We start from the raw sequence: 21,060 nt of genomic DNA, 5'->3' as shown, positions 1-21,060 counted from the left end.
GTAAAGCTCTCGATAAAGCTCTTGGAAAAGACCTCAGTGAGAGCCGGTGCTACCGAAGCCGCCGCTGCCGCGAAGGCTGTCGGTGAACGTATCCACCAGTTCAAGCTCGGCTTGCACCACGGGCACAAGCACGTATTGCGCCAACCGTTCGAAAGGTTCCAGCGTGAAGGCTTGCGTGCCTCGGTTCCACACTGAAATCATCAGCTCACCCTGGTAGTCGGAGTCGATCAACCCCACCAGGTTGCCCAGCACGATGCCGTGTTTATGCCCCAGGCCGGAGCGCGGCAGGATCATGCCGGCAAGCGAGGGGTCGGCAATGTGAATGGCCAGGCCCGTGCGAACCAGCTCGCACTGCCCCGGAGCAAGCGTCAGCGGGGCGTCGAGCAGGGCGCGAAGGTCCATGCCTGCCGAGCCTTGGGTCGCGTAATGCGGCAGATGCTCACGCATGCGTTCATCGAGCAGTTTGAGTTGCAGGCGTGGCGCTGAAGCCGAGGCGGTCATGGGGTCTCTCCAAAAGCTAGCAGATCCAGGGCGCGCTGGATAATATCACTGGCTAGGCGTGCCTTGGGTTGCGATGGCAGCGATTCGCTGGCTTGGCCATCAGGTGTTTTCCACAGCAGCCAGGCGGCGTTGTCGTCGCTGCCGAAGACGCCACCTGCCTGGGAAATGTCGTTGGCCACGATCATGTCCAGCCCCTTGCGAGCCAGCTTGTCGCGCGCATAGTGTTCAACGTCTCGGGTCTCCGCGGCAAAGCCGATCACCAAGGGGCGAGAAGCGCTGGGCAGGGCGGCGATATCCGCGATGATGTCAGGGTTTTTCACCAGGATGAGCGTCAAGCTGTCTTCGTTCTGGTGCTTTTTTATCTTGTGCTCGGCGGGTGCTTCAGCGCGAAAATCCACCACCGCGGCGCAGCCGATGAAGATATCCGCGCCCTGAGCGAGCCGATGGGCGGCGGAATGCATTTGAGCGGCGCTGTCCACGTCGAAGCGCTCCACCCCGGCGGGGGTGGGCAGGTTGACCGGTCCGCTGATCAGGCTGACCCGTGCACCGGTTCTGGCAGCTGCGTGAGCCAGGGCATAGCCCATCTTCCCGGAACTGTGATTGGATAAATAACGTACCGGGTCCAGGGGTTCACGGGTGGGGCCGGCGGTGATCACGATGTGACACGAACGACTCGTTTGGGCAGGACGGAAAACCTTGAACACGGCTTCGGCCACGGCTTCCGGCTCGCTCATGCGCCCGGGGCCGATATCGCCGCAGGCCTGGTCGCCCGCATCGGGGCCGACCCATTGCCAGCCATCGCGGGAAAGCTGTTCAAGGTTGCGCTGGGTCGCCGGGTGGCGCCACATGACCTGGTTCATTGCCGGGGCCATCAGCCTTGGGGCCTCGCTGGCCAGGCACAGGGTGGTGAGCAGGTCATCCGCCATGCCGTGGGCCAGGCGCGCCATCAAGTCGGCGGTGCCCGGGGCGATCAGGATCAAATCGGCCCAGCGGGCGAGCTCGATATGGCCCATGCCGGCCTCGGCGCCGGGGTCGAGCAGTGAGGTGCGTACCGGCTCGCCGGAGAGGGCTTGTAGCGTCAAGGGGGTGATGAACGCCTGGGCGCCGTCGGTCATGACCACGCGCACCTCCATGCCCGCTTGCTTGAGCAGACGAATAATCAGCGCACTTTTGTAAGCGGCAATGCCGGCACTCACGCCGAGCAGGATGCGCTTTCCAGCAAAGGGTGGCATGTGGGGTTCCCGCATCGTTGATTGAGGGGCTTTACCATACCACCACAGCCATGCCTTGCGTAGGCGGTGCGCGGCCTATCCGGAGTGTTATCTCGCTAAAACAACTGAGTATACTGGCAAGACTAAAAATAATGAGGGCGGTGTCTCGAGACCCGCCCGACAAGCCAGGGACAATCAGGCAGGGAGGCGGAAAAATGGGGATCAATCATTGGCCGGAAGGTGAGCGGCCCCGGGAAAAGCTGCTCAATCTGGGGGCTCAGGCATTATCCGATGCCGAGCTTCTGGCAATCTTTCTCCGGGTGGGGGTGCAGGGGCGCTCGGCGGTGGATCTGGCGCGTGACTTGCTGAGTGCCTTTGGCGGTCTGCGCCAATTGCTCGAGGCCGATCAAGTGCGTTTTTGTGAAGCGCACGGCCTGGGCAATGCCAAATATGCCCAGCTGCAGGCGACACTCGAACTTTCCCGGCGTCACCTGGCCAGCCAGTTGGCGCGGGGCAATGCACTGATGTCGCCGGCGCTGGTCAAGCACTACCTGAGCTCACAGATGCGCCACCTCGGCCATGAAGAATTTGCCGTACTGTTTCTGGATACGCAGCATCGCATTATCCGTTACGAAACGCTGTTTCGCGGCACCCTGGACAGCGCCTCGGTGTACCCGAGGGAGGTCGCCAAGCGTGCGCTGGAACTCGGTGCGGCGGCGGTCATCCTAGCGCATAATCATCCCTCCGGCGTCGCCGAGCCGAGCGATGCCGACCGGCGCATCACCGAGAGGCTCAAGGAGGCCTTGGCGTTGTTCGAGGTGCGAGTGCTGGATCACTTCGTGGTCGATGACGGCGAGGTGGTCTCGTTCGCCGAGCGTGGCTGGGTCTAAAGAATTGGATGTGAATATAAAGCTGTTTCGGGGCTTTTTCAGGGGTATTTGTCGGCTTTGCTTGCCCGGCGGGAGTCTCTCTGGTATAAAGTTCCCCCTTTGAACTTGGGTCGAATCACGGACAGGGCTGAGTCACGCGGTAACGGATGTCACGAGGTTATCCGGCGCGCCCTTTTCCGGTTTGCCCGACAGGTTTTGAACTACTCGCCAAGCGGTTGGAGGCTCTCATGTCCAAAGTATGTCAGGTTACCGGCAAACGTCCGGTGACTGGAAATAACGTTTCTCACTCCCAGCGTAAGACGCGTCGTCGCTTCTTGCCTAACCTGCACAGCCACCGTTTCTGGGTGGAAGCCGAAAATCGCTTCGTCAAGTTGCGCGTCTCCAGCAAGGGCATGCGTATCATTGACAAGAAGGGTATCGACACGGTTCTGGCTGATATCCGCAAGCGCGGCGAAACCATTTAAGCTTGAGCTACGGCTGCAAGCAGACGTTTTTGGGAGATTAAAACGATGCGCGACAAGATCAAGCTGGTGTCCAGTGCCGGTACCGGTCACTTCTACACCACTGACAAGAACAAGCGCAACACGCCGGATAAGTTCGAATTCAAGAAATACGACCCGGTAGTGCGCAAGCATGTCATGTACAAGGAAGCTAAAATCAAGTAAGCATTTGCTTGTTGATTGCGCTTTCACCGCAGGCGAGTGCCTGTTGAAGAACCCGGCTAGCCGCCGGGTTCTTGCATGTTCGCTGTATGTAAAATCGCTGTATGCAGAAACTGTCATTATAGGCCGCTATCATGCCTGAGCTGCCCGAAGTCGAAACCACGCGTCGCGGTATTGCACCTTACCTGGAAGGTGCCGAGATTACCGAGGTTCGGGTGCGTCAGTCACGCTTGCGCGTGCCGGTGCCTTCGGACCTTGCCGAGCGCCTGATCGGTGCACGCATCGAGCTACTTTCCCGCCGGGCCAAATACCTGCTGATGCCCCTGGATTCGCCTGAAGAAAGCGCCACCTTGCTGTGGCACCTGGGAATGTCCGGTAGCTTGCGTATTTCCCGGGTGGGAGAGCTTCCACGCAAGCACGATCATGTGGATCTGGTGCTGGATAATGGCTGGATGCTGCGCTATCACGACCCGCGCCGGTTTGGTTTCGTCGATTGGCTGCAGGGCGACGAGCAGAGCGACAAGCGCTTGGTTCACCTCGGACCCGAACCGCTTTCCGAGGCCTTCGGCGGCAAGCGGTTGTACGAGATGTCGCGCGGCCGTCGAATAGCGGTGAAGCCCTTCCTGATGGATAATCGGGTGGTGGTCGGGGTGGGGAATATCTATGCCTCCGAGGCATTGTTCATGGCGGGTATCGACCCCCGCCGAGCCGCCGGGCAGATTTCGCAAGAACGCTATGAACGGCTCGCCGACGCCGCTCGCGAGGTTTTGGCTGCGGCGATCACTCAGGGCGGCACCACCTTGCGTGATTTTGTCAGTGGACGGGGTGAGCCGGGCTATTTCGCTCAGCGGCTGAATGTCTATGGTCGCCATGGCCAGCCATGCCCCCGCTGTGAACATGAACTTATCAGGGTGACGCTAGGCCAACGTGCCAGTGTGTTTTGCCCCGGCTGCCAGCATTGATCTGTCGGCCCAATTGATTGTGGAGACTGTTGTGACCCAACGCTTGCGCCTGAACAAGAACGCCGACCGCCGCCTCAAGGCCGGTCATCTGTGGATCTACTCCAATGAAGTGGATATCCAGGAAACTCCGCTGAAAAACTTTGCCGCCGGTGAGCCGGCGCTGGTCGAAGCGTCCAACGGCAGGCCGATGGGGGTCGCTTACGTCAACCCTCACTCCCTGATCAGCGCACGCCTGATGTCTCGCGACCCGGCCATGCGTCTGGACCGCTCGCTTTTCGTGCATCGATTCAACCAGGCGTTGGGGTTGCGTCAGCGGTTGTTCGCTGAGCCGTTCTATCGCTTGATTCACGGCGAAGGCGATTTACTCCCGGGCTTGATCATCGACCGTTTCGGCGATGTGGTGGTCGTGCAGCTGAATACCGCCGGCATGCAGGCTCTGGCTGACGAAATCGTCGATGCGCTGGAAAAAGTCCTTAGCCCCGAGGTGATCGTGTTCCGCAACGATACCGGGGGTCGCCGTCAGGAAGGGCTGGAGGCCAAGGTCGAAGTGGTCAAGGGCACCCTTCCGGATGAAGTGTTGCTGGTGGAAAATGGGGTGCGTTTTGCCATCCCGATTCTGGGCGGTCAGAAAACCGGCTGGTTCTATGACCACCGTGCCAACCGTGCCTGGCTCAACAGCCTGGTAGCCGGCAAGCGCGTGCTGGATGTGTTCAGTTACGTGGGTGGCTGGGGCGTTCAGGCAGCCGTCAACGGCGCCTCTGAAGTGCTATGCGTCGATGCCTCGAGCAGTGCCCTGGAACAGGTGGCTTATAATGCTGCGCTCAACGAGGTAAGCGAGCAGGTGTCGGTCAGCGAAGGCGATGCCTTCGAGGTGCTGGCGGCGCTCAAGGCCGACGGTGAGGAATTCGACGTGGTGATCCTGGATCCGCCGGCCTTCATCCGCAAGCGCAAGGACATTCCCAACGGTGAGCGTGCTTATTCACGCCTTAACCGTGAAGCCATTCGCCTGCTGGGACGCGATGGGTTGCTGGTCAGCGCCTCATGCTCCATGCACCTGGCCCCGGAGCGTCTGATGGAGGTGGTGCGTGGCGCCGTGCGCCATCAGGACCGCCATGGCCAGGTGATCTTCCAGGGGCATCAGGGACCGGACCACCCGGTACATCCCGCCATCCCGGAAACGTCCTACCTCAAGGCATTGGGCGTACGGATATTCCGCGACTGAGTTACTTGAATGTGGAATGACGCTAGGTTTTTATTGTGTCTTTCCCCATTTCAGTAGATTTTTCTTCTGAAAAGCGCCTTAAACGGCGTTTTTCTTGTTTTACTCTCAGGGGGATGGGTGAGCGGACGAGCTATGCTGTAATAGGGGCGAAATGTCACCCCCAACAGCATTGCATGCATCAGGAGAGTCTTCATGAAAGTCGCCGTGCCCAAGGAAATCAAGAACCATGAATATCGCGTCGCCCTGACGCCCACCGGTGTTCGTGAGCTGACCGGACGTGGTCATCAGGTAAGTGTTCAGGCCGCCGCCGGTGAAGGTGCGGGCTTCACCGATGCCGACTATCAGGCTGCCGGCGCGCATGTCGAAGCGGACGTGAAAGCCTTGTGGCAAGGTGCCGAGCTGATACTCAAGGTCAAGGAGCCGCAGGCGGAAGAAGTGGCGCGATTGAGTTCCGGGCAGACGCTTTTCACTTACCTGCACTTGGCCGCGGAAGAAAAACTGACCCTTGGGCTTCTGGAGAGCGGCGCTACCTGCATCGCCTATGAAACCGTCACCGATTCCCGCGGTGGTTTACCGCTGCTGGCGCCGATGAGTACCGTGGCCGGGCGCATGGCCGTGCAGGCGGGGGCGCATAGCCTGGAAAAGGCGCAAGGCGGTGCCGGCGTATTGTTACCCGGGGTGCCGGGCGTCTCGCCGGGCAAGGTGACCGTGATCGGTGGCGGTGTGGTCGGGGAAAATGCGGCACGCATGGCGCTGGGGCTGGGGGCGGACGTCACCATTCTGGATAAATCGATTGCACGCCTGGAAGTGCTGGATGACCGCTATCAAGGACGCATCAAGACCGTCTATTCGACTGCCGATGCGCTGGATGATGCGGTGCGCGACTCGGATATGATCGTCGGGGCCGTACTGATTCCCGGTGCCGCTGCGCCCAAGCTGATCACGCGAAAAATGCTCGCTGACATGCAGCCCGGCAGCGTATTGGTGGATGTGGCGATCGACCAGGGCGGCTGTTTTGAAACCAGCAAGCCCACCACGCACGCCGAACCCACCTATATCGTCGATGGTATCGTGCATTACTGCGTCGCCAATATGCCGGGGGCGGTGGCGCGCACCTCCACCCTGGGGTTGACCAATGCCACGCTACCCTTCGTGATCGCCCTGGCCGACAAGGGCTGGCAGAAGGCCCTGGCCGATGATGCGCATTTCCTGCCAGGGCTGAACGTGCATGATGGTCGAGTGACTTATCAGGCGGTCGCCGACGCCTTCGGCCTGGAATACACCGATCCAGTCTCGCTGGTCGGCTAAGCACAAATCTTCGAACCGTTATTGGCGGCTCACGTTATTTACGACTCACGTATTTAAGGCTCAATAGTGTGGCGGCACCTCATCCTGCGGATTGAATCCCTCGGGATGGGGTGCCGCCGTCGTATCCGTGTCTTGCAAGGCCTGATGCTGCTCGCGCAGGCGCTCGCTCATCATCCTGCTAAGCTGTTCCAAGCGTGCCAGGCGCCTCTCTTGTTGAGCGGTGGCTTGATCGAGGGTGTCCAGCCAATGTTCCTGGTAGGCGATACGGCTTTCTAGTGCTTCGAGACGGTTGTCAAGCTCGGCGGGCGAGAAATGTTGGCTCATGATAACATCGCAACCTTGTGTATATTATGCCCGGTTCTGTTGGGCGAGGGTCTGATAGACTGGGTATTGTCCATTGTCTGTTATTGCTACAACAAGAGAGCTTTTATTAATCATGAATCCAAAAGTTGTGTTTCGCTGCATATTAATCAGCCTGCTTCTCGCCGCTCCGGTACCGCTACTGCTTGCCGGATTTGCCCACTTGGCCGACCCGTTGCTTACCAAGCAAATATTTGCCGACATTCTGCTCAGTGGCGTGGCGAATATCTATTTTGCCGTAGTTTTAGGTAGTTTCATTGTTTTGCTTGTGGGCACCCTGGCTGGCGCCGCCTTGGCAGTGGTGCCTGCGGCCTTGCCTACCCAGAGAAGAGTGGGGCAAGCGGACGCTCCGGAACCCGCCCAGCAACGGCAAGAAACACTGGCTGATGAAGAGGACGATGATGAAGTTGATATCATCGATTACAACGATGGCCGAGAGGAAGGAGAAGTCAAATGGTTCAATACCAACAAGGGCTACGGTTTCATCACGCGGGATAATGGCGATGATGTGTTTGTGCATTTTCGTGCGATTCGTGGACGCGGAAACCGGATGCTGACGGAAGGTCAGATTGTGCGTTATCAGGTGATTCATAATGAACGCGGCCTTCAGGCGGACGATGTCAGTATCATTGAGTGAATTTTTTTTACTGACAGTCCCACCCAGAAGTACCGTCTTTGAAGTGCCATCTTGATGGAATTGATTGTTGATGGAAGCAGTTGCAAACGGCCCCGCTTAGCGGGGCCGTTTGCTTTTGGCTTAACGGCCCGAGTCGGGCCACTCGATCGGTCCTTCCCGGCCATCTGGCAATACCTGCCAGAAACGGTCCGGATCGTCGCCCGGGTGCCAGCCGCCCAATGAGCAGCGTACTTCCACCACCAGATGCTCGGCGGCCTGCTGGGCGCAGTCCTGGTCGGTGATCCAGGGCGTCTCGCCGCTATCGAACCACAGGCTGGCAAAACCGTCGGCGGCTTTTTCCACCAGCAACACGGGTATGCGCCGGCTTTGGTAAACCCCTTGCGTTTTCCACTGGCCTTTGCCCGCAGGGCTCAGCGGCGGGGCGTCGAGGGTCTGTTCCAGCCAGCGATTCAGCGCCGGCAAGGATGCTTGGGCGAGGTAGATCTCGATATCCGGATAACGTTGCATCATGGCGTCACGCTGGCTGATGGAACAAACAAATGGCGCAGGGTCGCTTCGTATACCCGGCTCAAGTCATCCAGGTCGCTCGCGAGAACTCGTTCGTTGACCTTGTGGATGGTAGCGTTGAGAGGCCCGACTTCCACCACCTGAGCGCCTAGGGTGGCAATGAAGCGGCCATCGGAGGTGCCGCCACTGGTGGAAAGGACTGGTCGCCGGCCGAGCGCTTCTTCCACGCCGCCGAGAACGGCATCCACCAGCTCGCCCTCGGCAGTCAGGAAGGGCTCGCCATTGAGGGTCCAGTCGATGTGATAGCTGAGCCCGAAGCGATCCAGGATCGTCTCGGTGCGTTCACGCAGTTGGGTATGGGTCACTTCCGTGGAAAAACGAAAGTTGAACACCACCTCCACTTCACCGGGAATTACATTGGTGGCACCGGTGCCCGAGCGGAAATTGGAGATCTGGAAGCTGGTGGCGGGAAAGAAATCGTTACCCGCGTCCCAGTGCTCGGTGACCAGAGCGTCGAGCGCCGGCATGGCCTGATGAATGGGGTTGCGTGCCAAGTGCGGATAGGCCACATGGCCCTGCACCCCGGTCAGGTGGAGAACGCCGCCTAAGGAGCCGCGTCGCCCGTTCTTGATCACATCCCCCAGCACCGTCGTGGAGGAAGGTTCCCCCACGATGCAGTAGTCCAGACGTTCGTGGGTTTCGCGCAGATGCTCGACCACCGCCCGGGTACCGTCCATGGCCGGGCCTTCTTCATCCGAGGTGATCAGAAAGGCGATCCGGCCGTCATGATCCGGGTGTTCGGCGACAAAGCGTTCCACGGCGGTGAGCATGGCGGCCAGGCTGCCTTTCATGTCCGCCGCGCCGCGTCCGCAGAGCATGCCCTGGTCGTCGATGCAGGGCGTGAAAGGGGGGAATTCCCAATTGGTGTGCGGCCCGCTGGGCACCACGTCGGTATGCCCGGCAAAGGCCAGCACCGGGCCGTGATGGCCGCGTACCGCCCAGAAATTATCCACGTCACCGAACGGCAAGTGTTCCACGTGAAAGCCGATCCGTTCCAGGCGCTCGATCATCAGCGCCTGGCAACCTTCGTCATCAGGGGTGACCGAAGGTCGGCGCATCAGGTCGAACGCCAACGCCAGTGTCGGTGATAGGCCTTGAGGCTCAGTTATGGGCATGCAGTGCCTCGTTGAGCGCCACGGCACTCTTGTTGGTCAAGCACTCGATGCGGCCGTTCTGGGAGTTGCGGCGCAGCAGCAGGTCCGGTTGCCCGGCCAGATTGCGCGCGGCGACGGTCTCGACCTCCTGGCCCTGATCGTCGAGCAGCGTGACCTTGGCACCGGCGGTAATGTAAAGCCCGGCTTCCACGGTGCAGCGATCGCCCAGCGGAATGCCGATACCGGCGTTGGCGCCGATCAAACAGCCTTCACCCACGGAAATGATCATGTTGCCGCCGCCGGAAAGCGTGCCCATGGTGGAGCAACCACCGCCCAGATCCGAGCCTTTGCCGACCATGACGCCTGCCGAAATGCGACCTTCGATCATGCCCGGTCCTTCAGCGCCGGCATTGAAGTTGACGAAACCTTCGTGCATCACCGTGGTGCCTTCGCCCAGGTAAGCGCCCAGGCGTACCCGGCTGGTATCGCCGATGCGGATGCCGGTGGGTACCACGTAGTCGGTCATCTTGGGGAACTTGTCGACGCAATCCACCGAAAGCGGACGTCCGGCCAGACGCGCCTTGAGGCGACGCATGGGCAGCTCTTCGATATCGATCGGGCCTTCGCTGGACCAGGCAATGTTGCGCAGCAGGCCGAACATGCCGGTCAGGTCAAGATCGTGGGGCTTGACCAGGCGGTGCGAGAGCAGGTGCAGCTTGAGGTAGACCTCCGGCGCGTTCTGCGGCGGCAAGTCGCTTTCCAGGAACATGGCCACCAGCGGGCGCTGGCTATGCGCCAGGGCTTCGGCAAGCTCGGCCTGCACGCCGTGGCCCGCGGCTTCCAGCGCCTTCGCCAGGGCGGTGCAATGTTCGGGCAGAAAGCTCACGGAGGCGTTGCCTTCCGGCGCATCGAGCACCTGCCTGGCTGCGGCGACCAGGCTGGCGTCGGGGTTGAGCAAGGGGGTGGGGTAGTAAATTTCCAGCCAGTCGCCCTGGGTGTTCTGGGTGCCGATTCCAAGCGCAAAGCTCAGCATGAGGTGATGTCCTTGTTCAAGATGTGGTCGGAGCTCAAAGGTCGGCTTCAAACTCGCAATGGGTAGTGAATAAAAATAGTCAGTGAAGAAAAAGGTAGCGTGAATAGCGTGACTATCCCGAGGGATGAAAACCGATATTCAGCCTTTTAAATCGTCGTAGTCGCCCTCGCGATACCCCACACGAATTTCGTTGCCGTTTTCCAGCAAAGGGCGCTTGAGCAGCGTGGGGTATTGCATGATCAATTGGCGGGCGGAGTTGGAGTCAAGCGTGTCCTTGTCCGCCTGCGGCAGGTCGCGCCAGGTTTTGCTGCGCTTGTTGAGTACTTCCACCAGAGGCACCCGGTGCAGGATATGTTCGAGTAACGCCGCGGAAAGCCCGTCTTCACGCAGGTCATGGGTCTTGAACGGGATGCCTCGGCTATCCAGCGCCTTTAGCGCCTTGCGGCAGGTGTCACAGTTCTTGATCATGTAGAGCGTCAGCATTTAAAGCTTTCCTTCCAGAAGATCACGAATACGCTGGGCGGCCTGTACCGTCGGTTCCAGTTCGGCCACCAGTGCCAGTCGCAGGCGCCCTTCGCCGGGGTTGATGCCTGTCACGCCGGCCCGGCCCATGTAAGACCCCGGCAGTACGCTGACATGCGCTCGCTCGAATAGACGCCGGGTGAAGGCTTCGTCGTCACCGTCAGGTACCGCGGGCCAGAGATAGAAACCCGCCTCGGGAGTGGGGAAATCCAGTACCGGCGAAAGGATGCTAGTGACGGCGGCAAACTTTTCCCGATAAGCGTCACGGTTGGCGCGCACATGGATTTCGTCCTGCCAGGCGCTGATGGAGGCACGCTGCAAGGGCAGCGACATGGCGCAACCATGGTAGGTGCGGTAACGCTTGAATGGTGCAATGAGGGCCGCATCCCCGGCGACGAACCCGGAACGCAGCCCCGGCAGGTTGGAGCGTTTGGACAGGGAATGAAACACCAGGCAACGCTGGTATTCGTGGCGACCAAGCTCGGCGCAGGCTTGAAGCAGACCGGGGGGTGGCGCCGCCTCATCCAGGTAGAGCTCCGAATAGCACTCGTCCGAGGCGATGATGAAGTTGTACTCGTCGGCAAGCGCGATCAGTTTCTTGAACTCTTCCAGCGGCGTGACTGCCCCGGTGGGGTTGCCCGGCGAACAGAGAAATACCATCTGTACCTCGCGCCAGGTATCCGCGGAAATTGCGCTGAAGTCCGGGCGAAAGTGGTTTTTCTCGGTGCAGTCGAGGTAGAGCGGCTCGCCGCCGGCAAGCAGGGTGGCGCCTTCATATATCTGATAGAAGGGATTGGGCATGGCCACCTTGGCCGGTCGGGTGCGGTCGAGTGCCGCTTGGATAAAGGCAAAGATCGCCTCCCGGGTGCCATTGACCGGCAGCACCTGGCGTTCGCTGTCCAGGCCGGCCAGCGCAAAGCGACGCACGGCCCAGTCGGCAACTGCCTGGCGCAGCTCGGGCAACCCGGCGGTGGCCGGGTAGCGGGCCATCTCGTGCTGATAGGCGACGAGCGTCTGAAGCGCCCCGCTGAAAGGGGCGTGCTGAGGCTCGCCGATGGTCAGGGGAATGTGCGCAAGCCCCGGCGGTGGGCTCAAGCCTGCCTTCAACGCCGCCAACTTTTCAAACGGATACGGATGCAAGGCGTCGAGATCTGGGTTCATGGGGCTTACCGGCGGTTGAGTAATGGGTGGCGAACAGGCCGTCGATTATAGGCAAGCCCCGGGTCGGTCTCAAACCTAACCGGGGTGGATGCCCTTTACACGCCCAACACTTCGATCAAGCGAGCGCGAAGTTTCTCCTGGCGTTCAAGGTCGAGAAGGGGACTTCCGGCCTTGGTGGTAATGAAGAAAACGTCCTCCACCCGTTCGCCCAGGGTGGCGATCTTGGCGGCGGAAAGGGCGATGTCCTGCTCCATGAAAATCTGTCCCACCCGTGCCAGCAGCCCCGGGCGGTCAGGGGCGGTAAGCTCCAGCAGGGTGCGGTCGTTGGCCGGGTCCTGTTCGATCAGAACTTCCGTGGGTACCTTGAAGTGCTTGAGCTGGCGCGGGGTATGACGAGTGACGATCTGGGGATAGTCCTCAGGGTCGTCGAGTTCTTCCACCAGATGGCTGCGCATTTCCTCGATGCGCCCAGGATCGCGTATCGCCTGTCCCTGATGATCCAGCACAATGAAGGTGTTGAGCGTCCAGTCGTTGCGTGAGGTGGCAATTCGGGCGTCATGGATCGACAGGCCCAGCTGTTCCATGGCGGCGGCGGTCGCGGCGAAAAGATCGTCTACCGAACGCGTGTAAACGAATACCTTGGTGCCGCCTTCGGCCATGTCATCGGTCGGCGCGCTGATCAAGATCAAGGGTAGCTGAGAGTCGCCATGGGCGAGAATGCCCTGCGTTTGCCAGACGATTTCACTGGGGGCGTACTGCAGGAAGTAATCTTCGCCCAATGAATCCCAGAGGTGGTCGATATGCGTGCTGTCGACGCCGATGCTGATCAGCAGTGAGCGGGCTTCGTTGCGCGTTTCACGCACCCAGTCATCGCGGTCGGGCGGGTTGTTGAGCCCACGGCGCAAGGCGCGCTTGGTTTCGGTATACAGTTGACGCAACAGCGAGGCTCGCCAGCCGTTCCACAGCGTGGGGTTGGTGGCATTGATATCGGCCACGGTGAGCACGTAGAGATAATCCAGCCGCACTTCATTGCGCACGATTCGGGCAAAATCACGAATCACGTCCGGGTCGGTGATGTCGCGCTTCTGGGCGGTCATCGACATCAGCAGGTGATGCTCCACCAGCCAGCGCACCAGACGGGTGTCGTGTTGGGAAACGTGATGGCGAAGGCAGAAGTGCTCGACGTCAACCGCGCCGATCAAGGAGTGGTCGCCGCCGCGCCCCTTGCCGATATCGTGAAACAGCCCGGCGATCCACAGAAGTTCCAGTCGGGGAAGCTGCGGAATCAGGGCGACGGCGACCGGAAACTCTTCCCGCGCCTCGAGGTTGCGAAAGCCCTGAATGAATTTCAACAGGCGCAGGGTGTGGGCATCCACGGTGTAGATATGAAACAGGTCGTGCTGCATCAGCCCCACCGCGCGGCCGAACTCCGGCAGGTACTTGCCGAGAATGCCATAGCGGTTCATGCGCCGCAGTTGCCGCGGAACGTTGCCCCCCGAGCGTAACAGCGCCATGAACAGGCGTTGATGGCGTGGCTCGTCGCGATAGTGGTCATCGATCTGATGGCGGTGATCGCGGATCAAGCGAATGGTGTCGGCACGTACGCCCTCGATTTCCGGGTGCTTGGCCATCAGCAGGAACAGCTCCAGCATGGCCTCGGGATGGTCACGAAACAGGCTGCGCCTGCGGGCCTGAATGTAGCCGCCCTTGGTTTCAAAACGAGCGTTGAGCTTGACCGTGGACAGCGCTTGGGTGCCGCGCAATATCACTTCATCGAAGTGTTGCAATAGCATGTCGTTGAGTCCGGCCAATGCCGTGACATGACGATAATAGCGCTTCATGAACTGTTCGACGGCCAGGCGCTCGGGCGTGTCGCGAAAGCCGAACAACTGCGCAATGGTGCGCTGGTGGTCGAACAGAAGGCGGTCTTCCGCGCGGCCGGTGAGCATGTGCAGGGCATAGCGTACCTGCCACAGAAAGGCCTGGCCCTGGCTCAGAATGCGCAGTTCGGCGTCGTTCATGAAGCCGTTGGCGACAATGTCTTCATAGCGCTCGGTGCCGAAATGGCGCTTGGCCACCCAGCCGATCATCTGGATGTCGCGCAACCCGCCGGGAGAGCTCTTGATGTTGGGTTCCAGGTGATACTCGGAGTTGTTGTAGCGGTAGTGACGCGCAATCTGCTCTTGCCATTTGGCTTCAAAGAAACGATCCGCCGGCCAGAGGTGCTCGCTGCTCAAACGTTCTCGCATGGCGTTACGCAGCCGCTCGGGGCCGGTTATCAGGCGCGATTCGAGCAGGTTGGTGATCACTGTCACATCGGCTTCGGCCTCGCGCTCGCAATCGGTGAGCGAGCGGACGCTGTGGCCGATTTCCAGGCCGATATCCCATAGAAAGGTGATAAAGGCGGTCAGGGGTTCACGGTAGGCCGTATCGTCGTCATGTTCCAGCAACAGCAGGAGATCCACATCCGAATGGGGGTGCAGTTCGCCACGTCCGTAGCCTCCCACCGCGAGCAGGGCGATGCCGTCATCCGGCCAGCTATGCTGCTCCCAGGCGAGTGCCAGCAGGCGGTCGAGGCACCAGGCGCGTCCATGCACGAGATCCCGAATGTCGGCGCCGGCGTGAAAACGCTCATCGAGGCGCGCCTGAATCTCACGCAACGCTGCCTTGAACGGTGCGATGGGCGAGCGGCTGCCGGCGAGTTCGTCGTGAAAGCGCTGGGCATCGAACAGCGAGGTGTCGGGGGTGAAATGGTAATGATGAAGTAGCATTAGCGATCGAGAAAGCCGAGGTCTTCCTCGCCTCGTGCGGTAAGTACTTCGACCCCGGTTTCGGTAACCAGCAGGGTGTGCTCCCATTGAGCGGACAGACTGCGATCCTTGGTCACGGCGGTCCAGCCATCCCGCAATACCTTGGTTTTATACTCGCCGACGTTGATCATCGGCTCGATGGTGAAGCACATCCCGGCGGCAAGGGCGATGTCGGCTTCCGGGGCATAGCCGTCATAGTGCAGAAACTGGGGTTCTTCGTGAAAGTCGACGCCGATGCCATGGCCGCAGAAGTCACGCACCACCGAATAGCCGTTGGCTTCGGCATGGGCCTGGATGACGCGGGCCAACTCGGAGAGGCGCACGCCCGGCTTGATCAAGGAGATGCTCTTGTAAAGGCATTCCTGGGTAATGCGGCACAGGCGCTCACCCTGAATGTTTTCTCCGACGATGAACATCATGCTCGAATCGCCATGGTAGCCGTCGGCGGTCTTCACGGTGATGTCGATGTTCATGACATCGCCTTTCTTGAGCTTCTTGGCGTCATCGGGAATGCCGTGACAGACCACGTGGTTGATCGAGGTGCAGATCGACTTGGGGAAACCATGATAATTGAGCGGTGCGGGCGTTGAGCCGAGCGCATTGACGATATAGTCGTAACACAGCTTGTCGAGCTTGCCGGTGCTTACCCCTGCCTCGACATGGGGGGTGATCATTTCCAGTACGCTGGCTGCCTGGCGGCCGGCTTCGCGCATTTTCTCGATTTCTGAAGGCGTCTTGATGGGAACGTTCATGGCGTCTCGATGTGGGAAGTCGCTTTGGGGAACACGCCGTAAACAGCAGGCGGCTTCATCTTGGCAAGGATCTATGGTATAAAGCCGCGCGCTTTCCTGCAATCGTCATCCTGCACCACGCCTGCTGAGCAAGCCTGGCTGCCGTTGCGAAGCTGAAAGCGTTAATCACGGTAGTAAATGATAGTAACGCCTTGAAAACACACATGCACCGACACATGGTCCCGGGTGCCGCTGCGGCTGAATCGGTCGCGTGGTCGGATCCATGGGGTGCGTGGAGGCCTAACCCGTAAAGTCTAAGGAGTCATCCATGGCACACGTCAATATGCGTGACCTGCTCAAAGCAGGCGCTCACTTCGGTCACCAGACCAAATACTGGAATCCGAAGATGAGTAAATTCATCTTCGGTGCGCGCAACAAGATCCATATCATCAACCTTGAGCATACCTTGCCGGCGCTCAACGATGCGATTGATGTGGTCGAGAAGATGGCAGCCACCAACAACAAGATCCTGTTCGTGGGTACCAAGCGCAGCGCCAGCAAGATCATCAAGGAAGAAGCCAACCGCGTCGGCCAGCCTTTCGTCAACCATCGCTGGCTCGGCGGCATGCTGACCAACTACAAGACCATCCGTGTTTCCATCAAGCGCCTGCGCGACCTGGAAACCATGCATGAAGATGGTACTTTCGATAAGTTGACCAAGAAAGAAGTGTTGATGGCCACGCGTGAGCAGGACAAGCTCGAGCGCTCCGTGGGCGGTATCAAGAACATGGGCGGCTTGCCGGATGCCCTGTTCGTGATCGACGTCGACCACGAACGCATCGCGATCAACGAAGCCAACAAGCTGGGCATTCCGGTCATTGGGGTGGTGGATACCAACTCCAACCCCGATGGTGTTGACTACGTGATCCCGGGTAACGATGACTCCATTCGCGCCATCCAGATCTACGTCAAGGGTATTGCTGATGCCTGCGCACGTGCCAAGGAAGGTCGCCCGGACGAATTCGTCGAAGTGAGCGAAGAAGCCGCAAGCACTGAAAGCCCGGAAAAAGACGCAGCGGCGGAATAACGGCCAAGCGTTTGTCGGTGCGACCTTGTTAAGCGTCGCGCCAGAAAAAGGGGGCAATGGCCCCCTTTTTTCCCACTGGCGGTGAAAGCCGGGGTGGGAAGTATTCAGTCCGGTGCTTCGGTACCGGCAGGGCAGTGCTCAGCTCTGTGCGGCGGGGTCTTGCGGGGCTTTGCTTTGGAGGATCTTGTTTTGCAGAACAGTAGTGTTGCTTTCAAGCTCTCAGCTTTTAAATTCTCAGTCAGATAGAACCATTCAGAGGTGAATTCCCATGGCAGCTATCAGCGCCTCTCAGGTCAAGGAACTACGCGAACGTACCGGACTCGGCATGATGGAGTGCAAGAAGGCACTTACCGAAACCGAGGGTGATATTGAAGTCGCGATCGAAAACCTGCGTAAAAGCTCCGGTCTCAAGGCCGCCAAGAAAGCGGGCCGTACCGCCGCCGAAGGCGCCGTGGTCACTAAAGTGGCCGACGACAACTCCTACGGTGTGATGGTCGAGATCAACTCGGAAACCGATTTCGTCGCCCGCGACGACAACTTCAAGGCGTTTACCGCCAAGATCGCCAGTGCCTTCTTCGATGCCAAGAGCGAAGATGTGGCCGCGGTCATGGAAGGTGCCCTTGAAACTGCACGCGAGCAGTTGGTGCAGAAGATCGGTGAGAACATCGGTGTGCGTCGTGCCGTGGTCGTCGAAGCGGGCGAAGGCGGCATCGTGGGCGAATACGTCCATGGCGGCCGCATCGGCGTCTTGACCGTGCTCAAGGGCGGCACTTCGGAAGTGGCCAAGGACGTGGCCATGCACGTGGCAGCCATCAACCCGGCGGTTGCGCATCCGGAGCAGATGCCCCAGGAACAGCTGGATCAAGAAAAGGCCATCATTCTGGGGCAGCCTGATATGGCCGGCAAGCCGGAGCAGATCGCCGAGAAGATGGTGCAAGGCCGTCTGAAGAAGTACCTGGCCGAGAACAGCCTGACCGAACAGCCGTTCGTCAAGGACCCCAATCAGTCCGTGGCCGAGTACGTCAAGGCGGCGGGTGGTGAAGTGCTCGACTTTACTCGCTTTGAAGTGGGCGAGGGCATCGAGAAGGAAGAAGTCGATTTCGCCAAGGAAGTTATGGAACAGGCCGGCCGTCGCTGAGGTCTGAAGTTCCAATGTAATAATGGCGTGCGCGTAAGCGCACGCCTTCGTGTATCCGGCCCTTGCCCGTTCCGGTGCCGGGCTGCCCCGCCCGCCTGCTCTCAGGCACACTTCAGGAGACATGCCATGACCCTTGATGCCCAGGAAACTTTCCCCACCCCCAATGCCAAACCAGCAAGCTCCAAGTCAAAATACAAGCGTATCTTGCTCAAGCTTTCCGGCGAGGCGTTGATGGGTGAGCACGATTTCGGGATTGACCCCAAGGTACTCGACCGCCTGGCGCTGGAAATCGGCCAGTTGGTCGGAATAGGTGTTCAGGTAGGTATCGTGATCGGGGGAGGCAACCTGTTTCGTGGCGCTGCCTTGAATGCTGCGGGAATGGACAGGGTCACGGGTGACCATATGGGCATGCTGGCCACGGTAATGAATGCGCTGGCCATGCGCGATGCACTGGAGCGTTCCAATATCCGTTCCAGAGTGATGTCGGCGATTCCCATGAGCGGTGTGGTGGAGCATTACGATCGCCGTACAGCAATTCGTTACCTCACCTCAGGCGATGTGGTGCTATTTTCCGCCGGCACAGGCAATCCTTTCTTCACCACGGATTCCGCTGCCTGCCTGCGGGGTATCGAGATTGACGCCGACGTCGTGATCAAGGCCACCAAGGTCGATGGGGTCTACGATAAGGACCCGGTCAAGCACGCCGATGCCGTCAAGTACGAAAAGCTATCCTATGATGACGCCCTGGATCAGAAGCTGGGGATTATGGATTTGACCGCTATCTGCCTGGTACGTGACCATGATATGCCGGTGCGGGTATTTGACATGAACAAGTCCGGTGCCCTGCTGAACCTGGTAGTCGGGGGCAAGGAAGGCACGCTGATAGACAGAGGATAATATTGTGATCAACGAGATCAAGAAAGACGCGGAATCCCGCATGAAGAAAAGTGTTGAAGCGCTGCATGGCAACTTCAACAAGATTCGTACCGGCCGCGCTCACCCGAGCATTCTGGATACGGTCACGGTGGACTATTACGGTAGCCAGATGCCGCTCAACCAGGTGGCTTCGGTCAACGTTGAAGATGCCCGCACGCTTGCCGTGGTGCCCTGGGAGCAAGGCATGGTGCCCAAGATCGAGAAGGCTATCATGACCTCCGACTTGGGTTTGAACCCCGCCAGCGCCGGCACTGTGATTCGCGTGCCCATGCCGATGCTGACTGAGGAAACGCGTAAGGGCTACATCAAGCAGGCGCGTAGTGAAGCTGAGCATGCGCGTGTGGCCGTGCGTAATGTCCGTCGCGATGCCAATGGTGATTTCAAGGCCTTGCTCAAGGACAAGGAAATCAGCGAAGACGAGCAGCACCAGGGCGAAGATGCCATTCAGAAACTGACCGACAAGCATATTGCTGAAATCGACAAGATGCTGGAGGCCAAGGAACACGATCTGATGCAGGTGTAACCGTTCTGACTATCCAGGCGGGTGGCGATTGCCACCCGCCATGTTTTTGAGTTTGAGTTTACGTTAGAGTTCAAGCCTTGAGTCAATGATCCACCTGGATGTGAGAGCCCATGACGTCATCGCAGCTTCCCGACAAGCAGCCCGACAGTGCCTTTTCCATTGCTTGTGAGCAGGGCAGGTTACCCGGTCATGTCGCCATTATCATGGATGGTAATAATCGCTGGGCGAAAGGTCGTGGCCTTTCCGGCGTGCGTGGCCATCGCGCCGGTGTCGAATCGGTCAGAACGGTAGTGCGCCGAGCCGTCGAGCGGCAAATCGAGACGCTGAGTCTGTTTGCCTTTTCCAGTGAAAACTGGAAGCGTCCGGCGGCCGAAGTCAATGCCTTGATGGAGTTGTTTCTGATTGCGCTCAAGCGTGAAGTGAAAAAACTCCATGAACGCGATATTCGGCTTTCCATCATTGGTGATCGCCACGGGTTTTCACATGCCATCCAGAAGCAGATCGAGCGCGCCGAGGCATTGACCGCCGGTAATGCCGGGATGCACCTGGTGGTCGCCGCCAACTACGGTGGACAGTGGGACATCACCGCGGCCGCACGTCGGCTTGCCCAGCGTGTCGCCGCCGGGGAATTGGCGCCGGAATCCATTGATGAGCAGTTGATGGCGTCGTCCTTGCACACCCAGCACATTCCTCCCGTGGACCTGTGTATCCGCACCAGCGGTGAGCAGCGCGTGTCGAATTTCATGCTGTGGCAGCTGGCGTATGCCGAACTGTACTTCACGCCCCAGCTGTGGCCGGATTTCAATGCCGAATCCTTTGATGCGGCGCTGGTGGATTATTGCCGGCGTAAGCGACGTTTCGGCATGACGGACGAACAGATCGAGGCGCAAGGTGCTTAAACAGCGAATCATTACCGCCGCCTGGCTAGCACCCCTGATGCTGGCTGGGCTGTTTGGACTCGAGGGCGGCGCCTTCGCTCTGTTTACGGCGGTTGTCGTGTTATTGGCGGGCTGGGAATGGGCGCGTCTGGCCGGTATCGAAGAGACTCCCCAGCGGCTTGGCTGGGTGGGGTTGATGGCCGCGCTGATGGGGCTGATGTGGGCACTCGATGCGGCACTTGCCCTCTGGCCATTGTGGCTTGCTGCCCTGGGTTGGCTGGTGACGCTTTACTGGGTGGCGCGGTATCCCGAAGCGGGAGCTCAGTGGCAGTCAACCCCTCGGCGCTTGCTGATGGGGTTGTGGGTACTGTTGCCTGCCTGGGTAGGGTTCAATGTGCTGCGTGACAGCGGGGCGTGGCTGTTGTTCGTGCTGCTGTTGGTGTGGGGAGCGGATATCGGGGCCTATTTCTTCGGCCGTGCCTACGGTAAACGCAAGCTGGCGCCACGGGTGAGCCCGGGCAAATCCTGGGAAGGCGTCTTCGGCGGCCTGCTGGTAACGTTTCTGCTGGCGGTGGGCTTTGCCGTCTGGCAGGGGTTTGGCATGGTCAGTGCTCTGTCATTGGTGATAATCACCGCACTGGTGACGCTGGCGTCGGTGTTGGGAGACCTGCTGGAAAGCATGCTTAAACGCCATCGTGGGCTCAAGGACTCCAGCAACCTCCTCCCAGGGCACGGGGGCGTACTCGACCGTATCGATAGCCTGACTGCCGCGATTCCCTTGTTTGCTCTGTGTTACCTGACGGCACTTTCTCCATGACTTTCCCCAT

General features: G+C 59.6%; 23 protein-coding genes. 13 read left to right on the top strand and 10 right to left on the bottom strand.

What is annotated here, in order from left to right:
* Positions 1 to 33 precede the first annotated feature (33 nt).
* Both dut and coaBC read right to left on the bottom strand, forming a co-directional pair.
* Positions 34 to 501 (bottom strand): dUTP diphosphatase, encoded by a 468-nt coding sequence (gene dut, locus DU506_RS05750; protein ID WP_114485984.1) that lies wholly within the window; start codon positions 499 to 501, stop codon positions 34 to 36.
* Positions 498 to 1,733: a bifunctional phosphopantothenoylcysteine decarboxylase/phosphopantothenate--cysteine ligase CoaBC gene (gene coaBC / locus DU506_RS05745; protein ID WP_114485983.1), complete on the bottom strand. Its 1,236-nt coding sequence runs from the start codon at positions 1,731 to 1,733 to the stop codon at positions 498 to 500. The genes dut and coaBC overlap by 4 nt, the downstream gene beginning before the upstream one ends.
* Before the next feature lie 194 nt (positions 1,734 to 1,927).
* Between coaBC and radC the strand changes: the two genes are divergently transcribed.
* The 6 genes from radC (at position 1,928) to ald (ending at position 6,756) form a co-directional block, all read left to right on the top strand.
* Complete coding sequence (gene radC / locus DU506_RS05740; protein ID WP_114485982.1) at positions 1,928 to 2,602, top strand: RadC family protein; 675 nt, start codon at positions 1,928 to 1,930, stop codon at positions 2,600 to 2,602.
* A 227-nt stretch (positions 2,603 to 2,829) separates the two neighbouring features.
* On the top strand, positions 2,830 to 3,066 hold the full coding sequence (gene rpmB / locus DU506_RS05735; RefSeq protein WP_114485981.1) for a 50S ribosomal protein L28: 237 nt from the start codon (positions 2,830 to 2,832) through the stop codon (positions 3,064 to 3,066).
* A gap of 45 nt (positions 3,067 to 3,111) precedes the next feature.
* Positions 3,112 to 3,267 (top strand): 50S ribosomal protein L33, encoded by a 156-nt coding sequence (rpmG, locus tag DU506_RS05730; protein WP_027337782.1) that lies wholly within the window; start codon positions 3,112 to 3,114, stop codon positions 3,265 to 3,267.
* 131 nt (positions 3,268 to 3,398) lie between these two features.
* Positions 3,399 to 4,226 (top strand): bifunctional DNA-formamidopyrimidine glycosylase/DNA-(apurinic or apyrimidinic site) lyase, encoded by an 828-nt coding sequence (gene mutM, locus DU506_RS05725; protein ID WP_114485980.1) that lies wholly within the window; start codon positions 3,399 to 3,401, stop codon positions 4,224 to 4,226.
* Between the two features lie 31 nt (positions 4,227 to 4,257).
* Positions 4,258 to 5,448 carry a class I SAM-dependent rRNA methyltransferase gene (locus DU506_RS05720; protein WP_114486006.1) on the top strand — a complete coding sequence of 397 codons (1,191 nt, stop codon included), beginning with the start codon at positions 4,258 to 4,260 and terminating at the stop codon, positions 5,446 to 5,448.
* 192 nt (positions 5,449 to 5,640) lie between these two features.
* Positions 5,641 to 6,756, top strand: a complete 1,116-nt coding sequence (gene ald, locus DU506_RS05715; protein ID WP_114485979.1) for an alanine dehydrogenase — start codon at positions 5,641 to 5,643, stop codon at positions 6,754 to 6,756.
* Positions 6,757 to 6,816: 60 nt separating this feature from the next.
* Here ald and DU506_RS05710 read toward each other — a convergent pair whose 3' ends face one another.
* The gene (locus DU506_RS05710) at positions 6,817 to 7,080 is read right to left on the bottom strand and encodes a SlyX family protein (protein WP_114485978.1); all 264 of its coding nucleotides are present in this window, start codon (positions 7,078 to 7,080) and stop codon (positions 6,817 to 6,819) included.
* A gap of 112 nt (positions 7,081 to 7,192) precedes the next feature.
* Between DU506_RS05710 and DU506_RS22675 the strand changes: the two genes are divergently transcribed.
* Positions 7,193 to 7,753, top strand: a complete 561-nt coding sequence (locus tag DU506_RS22675) for a cold-shock protein (protein WP_114485977.1) — start codon at positions 7,193 to 7,195, stop codon at positions 7,751 to 7,753.
* 120 nt (positions 7,754 to 7,873) lie between these two features.
* On the opposite strand, the gene DU506_RS05700 is transcribed toward DU506_RS22675, so the two are convergent.
* The 7 genes from DU506_RS05700 to map form a co-directional block, all read right to left on the bottom strand.
* Positions 7,874 to 8,263 carry a hypothetical protein gene (locus tag DU506_RS05700; protein ID WP_114485976.1) on the bottom strand — a complete coding sequence of 130 codons (390 nt, stop codon included), beginning with the start codon at positions 8,261 to 8,263 and terminating at the stop codon, positions 7,874 to 7,876.
* The gene (dapE, locus tag DU506_RS05695) at positions 8,260 to 9,435 is read right to left on the bottom strand and encodes a succinyl-diaminopimelate desuccinylase (protein WP_114485975.1); all 1,176 of its coding nucleotides are present in this window, start codon (positions 9,433 to 9,435) and stop codon (positions 8,260 to 8,262) included. Before dapE ends, DU506_RS05700 begins: the two co-directional genes overlap by 4 nt.
* Positions 9,422 to 10,447, bottom strand: coding sequence for a 2,3,4,5-tetrahydropyridine-2,6-dicarboxylate N-succinyltransferase (gene dapD / locus DU506_RS05690; protein ID WP_114485974.1), 1,026 nt, complete (start codon positions 10,445 to 10,447; stop codon positions 9,422 to 9,424). Before dapD ends, dapE begins: the two co-directional genes overlap by 14 nt.
* 138 nt (positions 10,448 to 10,585) lie before the next feature.
* Entirely contained in the window at positions 10,586 to 10,930 is a 345-nt protein-coding gene (locus tag DU506_RS05685; RefSeq protein WP_114485973.1) for a Spx/MgsR family RNA polymerase-binding regulatory protein, read from the bottom strand.
* The gene (gene dapC / locus DU506_RS05680) at positions 10,931 to 12,130 is read right to left on the bottom strand and encodes a succinyldiaminopimelate transaminase (protein WP_114485972.1); all 1,200 of its coding nucleotides are present in this window, start codon (positions 12,128 to 12,130) and stop codon (positions 10,931 to 10,933) included.
* A 95-nt stretch (positions 12,131 to 12,225) separates the two neighbouring features.
* The gene (locus DU506_RS05675; protein ID WP_114485971.1) at positions 12,226 to 14,901 is read right to left on the bottom strand and encodes a [protein-PII] uridylyltransferase; all 2,676 of its coding nucleotides are present in this window, start codon (positions 14,899 to 14,901) and stop codon (positions 12,226 to 12,228) included.
* Entirely contained in the window at positions 14,901 to 15,692 is a 792-nt protein-coding gene (gene map / locus DU506_RS05670; protein ID WP_114485970.1) for a type I methionyl aminopeptidase, read from the bottom strand. The genes DU506_RS05675 and map overlap by 1 nt, the downstream gene beginning before the upstream one ends.
* 307 nt (positions 15,693 to 15,999) lie before the next feature.
* Here map and rpsB point away from each other — a divergent pair, with 307 nt between their 5' ends.
* From rpsB to DU506_RS05640, 6 genes are all read left to right on the top strand, one after another.
* On the top strand, positions 16,000 to 16,758 hold the full coding sequence (gene rpsB / locus DU506_RS05665; RefSeq protein ID WP_114485969.1) for a 30S ribosomal protein S2: 759 nt from the start codon (positions 16,000 to 16,002) through the stop codon (positions 16,756 to 16,758).
* A 268-nt stretch (positions 16,759 to 17,026) separates the two neighbouring features.
* On the top strand, positions 17,027 to 17,896 hold the full coding sequence (gene tsf, locus DU506_RS05660) for a translation elongation factor Ts (protein WP_114485968.1): 870 nt from the start codon (positions 17,027 to 17,029) through the stop codon (positions 17,894 to 17,896).
* Between the two features lie 126 nt (positions 17,897 to 18,022).
* A complete protein-coding gene (pyrH, locus tag DU506_RS05655) occupies positions 18,023 to 18,793 on the top strand; it encodes a UMP kinase (protein WP_114485967.1) in 771 nt (256 codons plus the stop codon).
* 4 nt (positions 18,794 to 18,797) lie between these two features.
* Entirely contained in the window at positions 18,798 to 19,355 is a 558-nt protein-coding gene (gene frr, locus DU506_RS05650; RefSeq protein ID WP_114485966.1) for a ribosome recycling factor, read from the top strand.
* Between the two features lie 110 nt (positions 19,356 to 19,465).
* Complete coding sequence (gene uppS, locus DU506_RS05645; RefSeq protein WP_114485965.1) at positions 19,466 to 20,254, top strand: polyprenyl diphosphate synthase; 789 nt, start codon at positions 19,466 to 19,468, stop codon at positions 20,252 to 20,254.
* The gene (locus tag DU506_RS05640; protein ID WP_114485964.1) at positions 20,247 to 21,050 is read left to right on the top strand and encodes a phosphatidate cytidylyltransferase; all 804 of its coding nucleotides are present in this window, start codon (positions 20,247 to 20,249) and stop codon (positions 21,048 to 21,050) included. The genes uppS and DU506_RS05640 overlap by 8 nt, the downstream gene beginning before the upstream one ends.
* The last annotated feature ends 10 nt before the right edge of the window (positions 21,051 to 21,060 follow it).

This window comes from Vreelandella rituensis (assembly GCF_003336665.1).
GTDB classification, from domain to species: Bacteria; Pseudomonadota; Gammaproteobacteria; order Pseudomonadales; family Halomonadaceae; genus Vreelandella; species Vreelandella rituensis.
This window is presented reverse-complemented; position numbering and strand designations above follow the sequence as displayed.